Origin of the sequence: Flavobacterium sp. N1994 (assembly GCF_025947145.1) — a bacterium.
GTDB lineage: Bacteria > Bacteroidota > Bacteroidia > Flavobacteriales > Flavobacteriaceae > Flavobacterium.
This window is the reverse complement of sequence record NZ_CP109999.1, coordinates 2,377,024-2,391,443: the sequence shown is the minus strand read 5'-3', so window position 1 is coordinate 2,391,443 and position 14,420 is coordinate 2,377,024. Positions and strand designations below refer to the sequence as shown.

At 35.6% G+C, this 14,420-nt stretch carries 8 protein-coding genes; 3 read left to right on the top strand and 5 right to left on the bottom strand.

Annotated elements, in window-relative coordinates; all coding sequences use genetic code 11:
* Positions 1–187: 187 nt before the first annotated feature.
* Positions 188–658, bottom strand: coding sequence for a regulatory protein RecX (locus OLM53_RS10630; protein ID WP_264520213.1), 471 nt, complete (start codon positions 656–658; stop codon positions 188–190).
* Between the two features lie 340 nt (positions 659–998).
* On the opposite strand from OLM53_RS10630, the gene OLM53_RS10625 reads away from it, so the two are divergent.
* On the top strand, positions 999–7,028 hold the full coding sequence (locus OLM53_RS10625; protein ID WP_264520212.1) for a T9SS sorting signal type C domain-containing protein: 6,030 nt from the start codon (positions 999–1,001) through the stop codon (positions 7,026–7,028).
* A 65-nt stretch (positions 7,029–7,093) separates the two neighbouring features.
* Here OLM53_RS10625 and bioB read toward each other — a convergent pair whose 3' ends face one another.
* From bioB to OLM53_RS10610, 3 genes are all read right to left on the bottom strand, one after another.
* Positions 7,094–8,179: a biotin synthase BioB gene (gene bioB / locus OLM53_RS10620; protein ID WP_264520211.1), complete on the bottom strand. Its 1,086-nt coding sequence runs from the start codon at positions 8,177–8,179 to the stop codon at positions 7,094–7,096.
* A 76-nt stretch (positions 8,180–8,255) separates the two neighbouring features.
* Positions 8,256–8,699 carry a hypothetical protein gene (locus OLM53_RS10615; protein ID WP_264520210.1) on the bottom strand — a complete coding sequence of 148 codons (444 nt, stop codon included), beginning with the start codon at positions 8,697–8,699 and terminating at the stop codon, positions 8,256–8,258.
* Positions 8,700–8,821: 122 nt separating this feature from the next.
* Positions 8,822–9,754: a bifunctional riboflavin kinase/FAD synthetase gene (locus OLM53_RS10610; protein ID WP_264520209.1), complete on the bottom strand. Its 933-nt coding sequence runs from the start codon at positions 9,752–9,754 to the stop codon at positions 8,822–8,824.
* Positions 9,755–10,094: 340 nt separating this feature from the next.
* Here OLM53_RS10610 and OLM53_RS10605 point away from each other — a divergent pair, with 340 nt between their 5' ends.
* Positions 10,095–12,416 (top strand): zinc-dependent metalloprotease, encoded by a 2,322-nt coding sequence (locus OLM53_RS10605; RefSeq protein ID WP_264520208.1) that lies wholly within the window; start codon positions 10,095–10,097, stop codon positions 12,414–12,416.
* Positions 12,417–12,546: 130 nt separating this feature from the next.
* Positions 12,547–13,797, top strand: coding sequence for a zinc-dependent metalloprotease (locus tag OLM53_RS10600; RefSeq protein ID WP_264520207.1), 1,251 nt, complete (start codon positions 12,547–12,549; stop codon positions 13,795–13,797).
* A 46-nt stretch (positions 13,798–13,843) separates the two neighbouring features.
* Here the strand turns inward: OLM53_RS10600 and pth are convergent, their stop codons facing one another.
* Positions 13,844–14,410, bottom strand: coding sequence for an aminoacyl-tRNA hydrolase (gene pth, locus OLM53_RS10595; RefSeq protein ID WP_264520206.1), 567 nt, complete (start codon positions 14,408–14,410; stop codon positions 13,844–13,846).
* Positions 14,411–14,420 lie beyond the last annotated feature (10 nt).

The following is a 14,420-nucleotide window of genomic DNA, read 5'->3' as shown; positions in this document are numbered from 1 at the left end:
ACTCAATTCATAGTTCTCGTTACTCGATAATTAGTTCTCCAAACTCAATTCATAGTTCTCATTACTCTATAACTAGTTCTCCAAACTCAATTCATAGTTCTCATTACTCTATAACTAGTTCTCCAAACTCAATTCATAGTTCTCGTTACTCTATAACTAGTTCTCCAAACTCGATTCATAGTTCTCGTTACTCGATACTGAGTGCTCTCCACTTTTCATAGATTAAATCGCTTTCCCAACCTTTGCGTAAGAGGTAATCACAGAACTTCTTTTTCTTTTTAAGCTGATTGCTTTCTTGAAGGGTGTCCCAATGTCTTGAAGCTAATTTATCAAAAGTTTCTTGGTACTCTTCTTCCGAGATTTCGGTTAGAGCACATTTGATGTTGGGTGTTGCAATTTGACGTTGTTTGAGTTCATTGACTATTCTGATATTGCCCCAACCTTTTATACGGTGTTTCCCTCTGGCGAAACTACGGGCAAAGCGTTCTTCATTAAGAAAGTTATTTTCAATAAGATGCACTATTATCGTATCGGCCTCGTTTGATTGTATTCCTAACTCGTAGAGCTTTTGAGTTACTTCTTGATGGCAACGGTCTTGGTAAGAACAGTAATGTTCTAGTTTGATTTGTGCTTCTTTATCAATCAGTTTATCTTTCATTTTAGGGATTCAAATGCTGCTTGCGAAGTTATAAATTCTAAATGAATTAGATTCGATGGTACTATTGCTTAAGATAAAACTTATTAAAAACATAAAGATAACATCCCTTTTATCATTTAAAACGTAATTAAAAGCAGTATAATTGCTTTTATTGACAAAAATAGCACTAAAAACAAACATTTTATTAATAACTTCTTAACCTAACTGTCTTGTATTTTAGTAATTTAGATGTAATTTTGTTGTCCCCCTTTTCTGCCTATCATTACCTGCCCTTTTTTGTGCAACAAAATTTGTTGTATCGCTATGATAATTAACAAGATAACCTAATTCATTTTTTATAATGAAAATAAAGATACTTTTTATTTCGCTATTGTTTAGTGCTTTTTCATGGGGGCAGGTTAGTTTAACTAATGGAAGTCCATCAAATACTATTGACTTTTCAAGTTCAATGCAAAGCACTGTTGGAAATGGAGCCTACACTGGCTCAGGTTTTCAAGCTAGTCCAACAGCAGGACAATTAAACTCAAATGCTTGGGCAGTTTCAGGATGGAGTGATGGTAATTTGGCTTTTGGAGGAACTCAAACTACAGGAGCAACTGATTATACAAGAGGAACGGTTTCTGCAGCTATATCAACAGGTGGTTTTTATTGTTACACAGGGTCGCCACACTCTGTTTCAAATCCTTGTTTTATGCTTCAACCAGGACTTAGCGATTTTACTCCAGGAACCTTGACGTTAAAAATTCAAAATAACGGAACAACAAACATTACTGATTTAGCTATTTCCTATAATCTATATGTTAGAAATGATCAAGGGCGTTCTAATAATTTTACTTTTTCGTACTCACCAGACAACACTACCTATACTGCTGTTGGAGCATTAGATTATACATCAACTACTACAGCAGATGCTTTAGGTTGGGTTCAAGTGGGAACATCGCCATCAAGAACAACAACAATCACAGGATTAAGTATAACACCGGGTAGTTTTTATTACATTAGATGGTCAAGTAATGATGTGGGAGGTGCAGGAAGCAGAGATGAATTTGGATTAGATGACATTACTATTACGGCTACTTATCCACCTGTTACAATTACATCTGCTCAAGATGGCCCATGGAGTGTAGGAACTACTTGGATTGGAGGTGTTGCGCCAACTGCTGCTCAAAGTGTTGTAATCAATCACAATGTATATATAGATGTAGCATCGGTAACTAGAAACGCATTACCAGTGACTACTACAGTATCAGTTGGAGCGAGTCTAGCTACTGCAAATAATGGAGTTGCCAATACGAATGTTTATACAAGTAACGGCACAACTACTATTAATGGAACTTTTAGGTTGGAAGAGAATAGTTCAATAGCCGGAACAGGGAGTTTTACTTATGGAGCATCTGGAACATTGAGTTTTAAAAACACAAACGCAAATACACCTGGTGGAAAAACTGTTAACGCCTCTGATATTTATTGGCCAACAACGAATGGCCCCTTCAATGTTAGTGTCATTGGTGACATTACAATGAACGCTAGTAGGACAGTAGCTGGTTTATTCACGGCTGGTACAAAAGCATCTACAGGTGTAACTATGCTAACAGGCTTCAATTTTACCATAAACGGAACTTTACGAATGGATAATGGCGCTGCTTTTGCCGGACCTACTACTACAGCTCCGATTTATGGAGCTTCTTCTTTACTGATTTATAATTTTGGAGCAACATCAAACAGAACAAATGAATGGCTTTCTGGTGTTGGATCTATAGCATTAACAGCTGGTTATCCTAATAATATTCAATTAAGCACTACTGGTACCAACTTAACTTATAATAGTAATACTGCCGCAAAAGCATTAGCGGGTAATTTAACTATTGATACTGGTTGTACTTTTAATATGGCTGCGGCTACAACATCTGATTTAACCATTGGTGGTAACGTTATAAATAATGGAACTTTCACTTTTTCTAATGCTACTTCTACTGGTGGAAATGTTATCGTAACAGGTAATTTTACTAATTCAGGGACAGTAACAATGGCTAGTCCAGCAGCGTCAACAGGTGGTAATTTAAAATTAGGAGGAAACTTTATCAATTCCGCTACAGCTGTTGCATTTAATGGAGGTAATCGAGGAATTTATTTTAGTAAAACTGGTACACAAACTATTCAAAATTTATCTGCAACACCCTTGACTTTTGGAGCTGTTTTAACAACTGGGGCAGGAACCACAGTTCAATTATTAAATGATTTAATAATTGGTGCACCAACTAATACATCAGGAGCAGTAGCTGTAAACTTTGGAAATGCAGCAGATGTTATTGATATTAATGGAAATACATTAACATTAGGATCAAATACATCCAACTCCATTTCAGGTTCAGGAAGCTTTAAAGGAAGTACTACTTCTAATTTAACTTTATTAGGGACAGGTAGTATTGGGACTTTAAAGTTTGCTACTAATTTGAACTTGGGAACTTTCACAATGAACAGAACCGCTGCCACTACAGGTTGTATTATGGGTTCTGCTTTGACAGTAAATACCAGTTTAGTTTTAACAAATGGTCTTATTGATTTGGGTTCTAATACCATGACTTTAGCTTCTACTTGTAGTAACAGCTTTACAGCTTCTGCTAACAGTTATGTTATCGCCGATGCCACTGTTGCTGGTGGTATTTTAAGCAAAGTGGTTACCGCAACAGGTACTGGTTATGTTTTCCCAATAGGAATTGGAGGCTATTCACCAGCTACGGTTAACTTTACTGCAGGGACTTTTTCATCCGCGACTTTAGGAATGGCTGTTAAAAATACTATTCAACCCAATTGGTCCTTCGCTACAACAGATTATTTAAATCGTTATTGGTCATTGACTACCTCGGGAATAACAACACCTACTTATGATTTTTCTGCAACCTATCCAGGCGCTGATGTATTTGGTACAATTTCAGCTAATTACAAATCCAATCAATGGAATGGTTCTATATCTGACTGGACAAATGGAGGAACAGTTATTACATCAGGAAGTATAACAAAAACGGGTTGTACTGTAAACAATACTTCTCCAACTGCAAATCATATTTCAGCAGCTATCCGTGATCAAGAAATTGAAGTTAAAAGTGGTGTAGCGGGAATAACTATTCTTAATGGTACAACAACTACAAGTGGCAATGCAGCTTATGGGACTAAAACTATTGGAAGTAATACCGCAAATACCTTCTCTATTTATAATAGAGGTGGTAAAAACTTAAATTTAACAAACACCCCAATTGTTGAAATTCTGCCTGGTAATCCTTCTGGAACTTCTAGTGACTTTGTGGTAACTACACAACCTTCTTCAAGTACAGTTGGAGCTGAATCAAGCCTTACTTTTGTAATCACTTTTACACCAAGTTATGCCGGATATAGATCTGCAACGGTACGAATATATAGCAATGACGCTGATGAAAATCCATATACGTTCATTATTGATGGTACTGGAGATTGTTCGCCTTTAGCAACCAATACTATTACACCTACATCAGGTCCTGTTGGAACTGAAGTAACGATTACAGCAACAGCTAACACTTTAACATCGGCTACGGCTTCATTTAATAGTGTAGCTGCATCAGTTACATTAATAGATGCCACTCATATGACTGCCATTGTACCAAGTGGTGCGGTTTCAGGAACATTGGTGACTACTAACAATCTTGGTTGTCAAGCTGCAAATACATTTACAGTTTTAGATAATGCTTCAACTTCTTGTGAAGGTGGTCTTCTAGCAAGCGATTTATTTTTTAGTGAGGTTACCGACTCTAATACTGGAGGACTGTCTTATGTTGAAATATATAACGGCACTGGGGTTTCTAAAAATTTAGGGAATTATATAATTAAATTAGCCGCAAATGGTTCTGCTACTTATTCTGCTACTTTAACATTAAATTCTGTTAGTTTACTACCCGGTTCTACATATGTCGTTGCCTTGGGAAATGACAGTCTTTGTGGTACTTATGGTGGAGATGGTAGTTTGGCAGCACAAATTACCGGAGGTTTGGGAATTAATTTTGATGCTTATGTTGTTGGTCCACCGTCTAAAGGAAATGACCACTATGCTTTGTTTAATGGGGCAACACAAATTGATAGTTGGGGAACCTACTTAAACCCAAGTTGGGCTCCGGCCTCTATAGGTACTGAAGGAGCTACTTTCAGAAGAAAAAATACGGCTACTTTACCAAATACTACCTATTCCAATTCTGATTGGAATATTGTTGATTTTTTTGGCAAAGGGTCAACTTATTGTGCCAATAATGATTATTCCGATATCGGGATTTACAATTTCAGAACTGGGGTTCCTCCAACTGTAACTGCACTTAGTTATACACCTACCTGCAAAGGAACCACTCTAACAGTAACAGGAACTGAGGGCTTCGTGGGAAGCAATCCTTTAGTTTATACTTGGTATGCTGTTGCGAATGGTTCTAATACTTGGAATTTGATTTCAAACGGAGGTATTTATTCAGGGGCTACCACCAATACATTAACCATTTCTGATATTTCTACGATACTTAACTATCAATTCTATTGTCAGGTTCGTGAAAATACTGCAACTTGTTATATTGCTAGTAATGCTATTAAAATCACGGCAAGCACAAGTACTACTTGGCAAGCTGGAAATACTTGGACTAATGGGGTACCGAACCTAAATACTGCTGTAATTATGGATAATGATTATGATACGGCCAATGGTTTTTCGCCTAGCTTTGATGCCTGTAGTTTAACTATTAACAATGGAAAAACGGTAACCATAAGAGCTAGTAATTATGCTAATATTCAGAATGATTTAACGGTGAATACCGGAGGTACTCTGAACGTAGAAAACAATGGTTCTTTAGTTATGGTTAATGATAATGGAATTGTGACCAACAACGGAACTACAAACATTAAAAGAACCTGTACTCCATACGAACGCTTTGATTATGTTTATTGGTCATCACCTGTTGTTGCTGCTAATGCCAACATAGCCTCTACATTTACAGGATGGAGAACTGATTATAGTTTTGAGTTTAATACAGCAAATTTCTATGATGTTAAAACTATCAACAGTTCTGGCGTTGTTACTGCAGTTGCTTCGGACAGTTTTGATGATTATGCTCCATGGGCATGGCAAAACTACAGTGGCAATATGATTACAGGTAAAGGATATGCTATTATGGCCCCGACCGCTGTTGCATTTACTCCTTCTGCACCTGGTGTAACGGTTACTTTTTCAGGAAAAGTTAATAACGGTGCTATCACACTGCCATTAGTTCAGACGGCTAACACGGATGCTGGTTATATAGGAGTAAATAATCCAAATGATGACTATAACTTTGTTGGAAATCCTTACCCATCGGCATTATATGCTAACAAATTTATAACCGATAACGGAGCAAACACATCTGGAACTTTATATTTTTGGACACATGTACTTAACATCTCTAATACGAATCCTGGACCTAATGTCTATAATTTCATTTCTGATGATTATGCATTATATAATATGACCGGGGGAACTAGAGCTAGTTTAACATCACCAGCCAGTAGCGTTCCAACGGGTTATATAGGGTCGGGACAAGGATTTTTTGTAGAGGCTCAAAGTAGCAGTAATTTGGTTTTTAATAATTCCATGCGTAGCAAAACTTATGCTAACAATGACTTTTTCAGAACATCGGCAACAGGTACTAGCGAAAAAGACAGACTTTGGTTAAACCTTACCAATGCAGACGGAGTGTTTGGTCAACAATTGATAGGCTATTTAGATGAAACCAGCTTAGGTTTTGACTGGGGTTATGACGGAAGGGTAAATCAGTCTAACAATTATGCGAGTTTTTATTCTTTGGCAGGAGATGAGAAATACAAGATACAGGCCAGACCAACTTTTGACTTATCAGACATTGTTCCTTTAGGATATTTTAGTGCTGTGACAGGAGAATTTACCATAAGTATTGATAAAAAAGAAGGCGTATTTGCCGCTGATACTACACCAGTTTATTTAGAAGATAAGGCAATGAATATTATTCATAATTTAAAACAATCTCCTTATACTTTCACTACTAGTTATGGACGATACGAAGACCGATTCGTTTTGCGATATACAGATACCGCTTTAAGCAATCCTGATTTTGAAACCTTAAACAGCAGTGTGTCAGTAGCTACTAATCATGGTGAAATAACCATCAAGTCTCATATAGAAACCATTCAGGAAGTAACCATTTATGATGTTTTAGGAAGACAGTTATTTGAAAGCAAAAATATAACCGACAACAATTTTACTACCACAAACATTTCAATGAGTCAACAAGCATTGATTCTGAAAATTAAATTAGCCAATGGTGTAGTTGTTACCAGAAAAATAATTCTTTAGTTTCTTTTAAAAGATAAAAACAAAAAAGGCTGGTATAATATCAGCCTTTTTTGTTTTTATCAAATCTACTTCCCTTTAGTAGATGCCTCTAAGTTTCTTTCTATTGAATGACCGGGTCTGGTCCATTTTGGCTTTTCGCCTAAGGCTTGATATTGCGAATCTGCAGCTTCTACTGTTTTAGGCTGCATAATTTTGATAAATGGTTTTTGAGCCACTAAACCAAGTGTTTCAAACATTTTCATGTCTTCGTTCACATCAGGATTTGGGGTAGTCAATAATTTATCACCAGCAAAAATAGAATTCGCACCAGCAAAGAAACACATGGCTTGCCCTTCACGAGACATTTCCGTTCTTCCTGCTGAAAGACGTACTTGTGTTTCGGGCATAACAATTCTAGTGGTAGCCACCATACGTATCATTTCCCAAATCTCTACTGGTTTTTCATTTTCCATTGGAGTCCCTTCCACTGCCACTAAAGCATTAATAGGCACTGATTCGGGTTGTGGATTTAAAGTAGAAAGCGCCACTAGCATTCCGGCTCTGTCTTCAATACTTTCTCCCATTCCGATAATACCACCGCTACAAACGGTTACATTGGTTTTACGAACATTTTCGATAGTTTCTAATCGATCTTCAAAACCTCTGGTTGAAATTACTTCTTTATAATATTCTTCGGAAGTATCTAAGTTATGATTGTAAGCATATAGTCCTGCTTCCGCTAATCTTTTCGCCTGATTTTCGGTTAACATTCCTAGTGTGCAACACACTTCCATATCCAGTTTGTTGATGGTTCTTACCATTTCTAAAACTTGGTCAAATTCTTCTCCGTCTTTTACATTACGCCAAGCAGCACCCATACAAACTCTGGAAGATCCATTAGATTTTGCTCTTAAAGCTTGAGCTTTTACTTGACTAACCGTCATTAAGTCATTCCCATCAACATTAGTATGATAACGAGCCGCTTGAGGACAGTAGCCACAATCTTCTGGACAACCACCAGTTTTTATAGATAATAAAGTAGATACTTGAACAACGTTTGGGTCGTGGTGTTCTCTATGAATGGTAGCAGCTTCATATAGCAAATCCATTAAAGGTTTGTTATAGATAGCAATAATTTCTTCTTTAGTCCAATTGTGTTTTGTAATGCTCATAGGTGCCATTTTATAGTGCACCAAAAGTAGTTAAATTGTATGTAAGTTACAATTTTGAGATGCTTTTATAAAACTTTTATGCGTCTTGGGAAGATGTCTTACTTCTCCAAAGTTGCATGGTGACAAAAACTACAATTACGGCAGAAGCTAATCCTTCAAACAAAACGCCTATGCAATATTGGTTAGCAGTTGGGTTTCCGCCAAATAAAAAGTCTTTTGAAAGTGTGTCAATGTAACTATCTCCTCCTCTTAAATAGATGTAAAGAAGCAAACCGCCTACACTGAACAAAACGCCTAAGATAGCTGTTAATCCTGCTGATAGTAAGTTGGAGACATATCCTGATTTGCCTTCAGTAAAATTTTCTTTTAAGGTTCGGTTTACTCCATAAAATACAAATAGGGCATTTGCCATTTTCAAATAAAGGATATGAGACAACCCAAAAAATTCTATTACTAAAAAGTAAATCGCAATACCAACAAAGATTAGTATTCCATTTGAAAGTTCTCTTGCTATTTTCATCTTAAAAGAATTTTAGTGAATAATTATAAAGGCTCTATCAAATTTAAGGAAATATCTTTGATATAGTAATTATTTAACAATAAAGATAAAAAGTAGTTAGCCGATAAATCGCATAATTGAAATTATGCCAAGTGTCGAATGTAGTCTTGAGAAGTAATTTTATCCAAACTTAATTGATTTTTTAGAGCATCTATAGAGTCGAACTTTTGCTCTGAACGAATTCTTTTTAATAAGGATACTGTTATTTTTTGATGGTATAAATCTTGATTGAAATCGAAAAAATTAATTTCAATAGTTTGGGTAGTCCCGTCAACTGTAGGTCTTGTCCCGATATTCATCATACCATAAACAACTTTACCATTTATACTACTCTTAGCAATGTAAACTCCGTTTTGTGGGATGAGTTTATAGCTTTCGGCTATTTTTATGTTCGCTGTTGGAAAACCAATGGTTCTGCCGAGTTGTTTCCCTTCAGATACAACCCCAGTTAAAGTATAATTGTAACCTAAATAAGCTGTTACCAATTCGATATCCCCTTCCAAAAGTGCGTTTCTTATTTTGGTAGAACTGATAGAAACTTCATTAATTTCTTGTGCCGAGATTTGTTCCACTTCAAAGCCATAGGTTTCTCCAAAATTGATTAAATCATCAATATCAGCGGTTCTATTTCTACCGAAACGATGATCGTGCCCTATAATTATTTTTTTTACTTTAAAAATATCGACTAAAACTTCTTTGACAAACTCCTCTGCCGTTAATCTAGAAAACTCTTTGTCAAAAGGATGAATAATCAAGTTGTCTATCCCCAAATCAGCTAACAATTTCGTTTTCTCTTCCAGCGTATTCAATTGCTTCATTTCTGAACCTTCTTGCAACACTATCCTTGGATGAGGGAAAAAAGTAAGTACTAAGCTTTCACAATTTAAATTCTGAGCACTACTAATAATTTGATCTAAGATTTTTTTATGCCCAAGATGCACTCCATCAAAAGTACCTATAGTAACAATAGTAGGCTTAACAGCCTTAAATGATTTTATGGATTGAAATATTTTCAAGAGATATTATAATGTATTTCGCAAAAATATGTTTTAGAAATTAAATACAATAATTTTTACCGTTTTAAAATTCAGAATTACACATCAAGCTTTTTCCAAGAAATTAAACCGAACATTAATATATCTTATGTTTTTTGATTTAAGCAAAATATTGAATCTTAGGCTATTTGTAACTTTAATAAATAGTTATAAAAAAAAGAATACAAAATCACATCAGCTAGAAGCTTAAAATATAACAATGTGTTAAAATTAATCGCGCATTATTTAATAATATGATGGATTATTTGCTGATTATTCAAACATAACTATCTTTACCTACTTTTATTAAATCAACAAAACCATGAAAAAAATTTTACTCTTGATTGTACTGTCCTTTTCCTTTGGACAAATGATGGCACAAAACAATTCCCTTTGGCAACAAAGAGAGGCTTCGAGAATTTCAGAACTTAAAAGAAATAGAACCGACAATGTTTGTGAAGGCGAATTATACTTTAGTTTGAATTTAAATGCTTTCAAACAAAGTTTAGCTAATGCCAAAGACAAATTCTCCCATTTACCGGGAGTAATTGTTAGCTTACCTAACTTAAATGGGCAATTAGAAACCTATGAAGTATGGGAAAACTCTAATTTTGAACCTGCTTTACAAGAAAGATTTCCAGAAATTCGTTCCTATGTTGGGAAAGGAATTACCGATAAATATGCAACATTAAATTTTAGTCTATCTCCACAAGGGATTCAAACTATGGTTTTCAGAGCAGATACTGGAACAGAATTCATAGAGGGTTATGACAAAGCATCTACCGTTTATGTCCTATTTAATTCAAGTAAAAGAATCAGCGGAAGATTGCCTTTCAATTGCGGCACTAATGATGTTGTTTTAGCGGATGACCTTTCAGGTAAAGTTTCTAACACTATGTTATCAGACAATGGAAGATACAAAACCTTTAGATTAGCTTTATCCTGTACAGCAGAATATTCTAACTTTTATGGCGCTACCAGCAGTGCCAATGTTGCTTTAGTCCTTGCAGGCATGAACGCCTCTATGACCCGTGTGAACGGTGTAATGGAAAAAGATTTAGCGGTTCATTTAAATATCATTGCAAATACAGACCAAGTAATTTATTATAATCCAGCTTCTGATCCCTATTCTGCTGCAGCTGCAGGTTCTGGAGGGGCTTGGAATGGCGAATTAATGAATAATTTACATACTACACTTGGAGACGCCGCCTTTGACATCGGCCACCTTTTTGGTGCTGATGGAGGTGGAGGAAATGCTGGATGTATAGGATGCGTTTGTACTAATGTTTTGTCAACAGGTGGAGGTGCAACAGCAAGCTATAAAGGATCTGGTTTCACATCACCTAGTAATGCTATTCCTCAAGGTGACAGCTTTGACATAGATTATGTGGCACATGAAATGGGACACCAATTAGGAGCTAACCATACCTTTACTTATAACGATGAAGGGTCTGGGGTACAAGTTGAACCAGGAAGCGGAAGCTCTATTATGGCTTATGCTGGAGTTGCTGATAACGGAACATCACTAGCCTTTAACGTGCAACAACATTCAGATGCTTTGTATTGTTATAGAAGTATTAATCAAATACAAGCTAATTTAGCAGCTTCTAGCGCTAGCTGTGCAGTTACCACGCTTTTAGCAGGAACAAATGCTACTCCAACAGTAAGTGGAAACGGTAGTTATTCTATTCCTATAAGCACTGCTTTTAGATTAAAAGCTACCGGTAATGATGCTGATGCTGGTGATGTATTAACTTATTCTTGGGAACAAAATAATAGTGGAACCGCAGCCACAACGCAAAACAACAGTAGAGTATACGGGGCAAAAACAGCTGGCCCTAACTTTAGAATTTTCCCTGCCTCTTCATCACCAACAAGATATTTCCCTCAAATGAGTAAAATTTTATCGGGAAATCTTGTAATAGCTACTGGAAACGACACCAACTGGGAATCGTGTTCAAGTGTAGCTAGAACATTGAATTTTACTGTAACGGTTAGAGACAACCATCCAGGTATGGGGCAAACTAAAACAACTGCTATAGCACTTACCGTAAATGCTGCTGCTGGACCTTTTGTAGTAACTTCTCAATCTACAACTGGAATTTCTTATCCATCTGGTTCTGTTCAAACAGTAACTTGGAACGTTGCTAATACTACCTCGTTAACGGGCGGAACAAACGTTGATATATTTTTGACAACCGATAACGGTGCTACATTTACCACTTTAGCTACAGGATTACCAAACAATGGTAGTGCAAGCGTTACTTTACCAAGCTTTCCTGTTGCTAAACCTATATGTAGATTTATGGTTGTAGCTTCTGCCAATGTATTTCTTGCCATGAATAGTAAAAACTTCGCCATTCAGGCAAGTCTTGGAGTAGAAGATTTTGCTTTGCAAAATTTAGAATTATACCCTAACCCAAATAAAGGTAGCTTTACCATTAAATTAGATTCAGCCGTAGTCTCTGATGAGATTAAAGTTAATGTTTACGACATGAGAGGAAGAACAATATTTGAAAACAAATATTCAAACCAAGCTACATTTAATCAAAATATTCAGTTAAATAATGCTCAATCTGGTGTTTATTTAGTTACTATATCTGATGGAAATCAGAAAATAGTTAAAAGAATAGTTATTGAGTAGTCATTTGACAGTTAAATAGTTAAAAAGAGAGAAGTCCTTAAAAGATTTCTCTTTTTTTTTGTTAAAAAATTTAACTCCTAAAAACATTTGATTAAATTTGGCAACTTTAAATTTAAATAAATTCATAAAAATGAAATTAAAATTACTTTTCGCATTGCTTGTTTTTCAAGTAAGTTTAGCGCAACATAGAACTTGTGGTATGCAGGAACAAATGCAAAGAATCATGAATGATCCTGCACAAAGACAAGCCTATCTTGACCAACAAAGTAAGTTTGAAACTGAGCTACAAAGAATAAATTCTAATAGTAACAGAAGCACAAATGTAGTAATCCGTATCCCTGTAGCTGTACATTACCCATCAGCAGCAGCAGCGACAGCAGCAGTTAAAACTTGTTTGAAGAATCTTGCTCAAAAACAAATTGATATTTTAAACGCAGATTATAATGGTACAAATGCTGATATAGCTAACTATGCTAATGATGCACAATATTATCCAGGAACTAATACAGGAAGTCTTCAAGTACAATTTGTACTAGCTACTCAAAACCATCCAGCTGGAACTGGTTTAGTAAACGGTGATGTAGCGGTAACTTTTGGCACTGATTTTTTAAGTGGTGCTGATACTGATGCAACATGGGCTGGTTATTGCAATTTTGTAGTTAGAAATCTTTCTGGTGGCACACTAGGATATTCACCACTAGGAGGGTCTCCTTCTTCTGGGATGACTGTAGTTATAGACAATAATGCTTTTGGAGCAACTTTAACAACTACTCCTACAAGTTGTACAGGATATGTTCCTGGTGCTCCATTTAATAAAGGAAGAACTTTGACTCATGAACTAGGTCATTTCTTTAATTTAGATCATACTTTTACAGCTTGTGATGGTGCAAATTGTGCTACATCGGGAGACAGAGTTTGTGACACCCCTGATCAAAGTACTGAAGATTATAACTGTCCTGGTGCAGGCTCGGTTCAAGGTTGTACAAGCTATGCTTTAACAATGAATTATATGGATTATGTAGACGATGCTTGTATGTATATGTTTACTGCTGGTCAGGCTACAAGAATGCAGGCTTGGTATAATGCTATAGCTACTCAATTAACAACAACGGCCTTGGCTAATGAAGAGTACTTACAAAGCTATTTTAGTATATATCCAAATCCAAATAAAGGTAGTTTTAACATTGAATTCAAAGATTTTTCTAACAGCTATTCTGTTGAAGTGTTTGATATCACTGGAAAAACAATTTATGAGAATAATTTTGAGCAATCTTCTAATTTAGTTCAGACTATCAATATCCAAAATGCTACAAGTGGTGTTTATTTTATAAACGTTAAAAGTGATAAAGGAATTGTAACTAAGAAATTAATTATTCAATAAATACATTTCCTGTAATTATATAAAAATCCCGATTACTCGGGATTTTTTATTTTCCATTAAAATTATTCATGGTTTCATTTAACCCTGCTAAAGCAAAAGATTCTACTATTTGTTTAGCTACTTCAAACCTTTCCGGAAGTTTATCTTTTTCAATAGCATTCCATTCTCCTAAAACATAATCTACTTGTTGTCCTTTTTTAAATTCATCACTAATTCCAAAGCGAAATCTTGGATATTCAGAGGTATTTAAAAGGAGTTGAATGTTTTTTAACCCATTGTGACCCCCATCACTTCCTTTGGATTTTATTCTTATGGTTCCAAATGACAAATTCAAATCATCTGTGATTACTAGGATATTTTCTTTTGCGATGTTTTCCTTCTGCATCCAATATTGAACTGCTTTACCGCTAAGATTCATATACGTGTTAGGCTTTAAAAGAATCAGTTTTCTTCCTTTTATACTGAATTGAGCAACAGCTCCAAGCTTGGCTGTTTCAAAAGACACATCATGCTTTGAAGCAATATAATCAACAATTTTGAAGCCAATATTATGACGCGTATTCACATATTCAGCCCCAATGTTTCCAAGACCGACGATAAGGTATTTCTTCATTCCTTCTGAG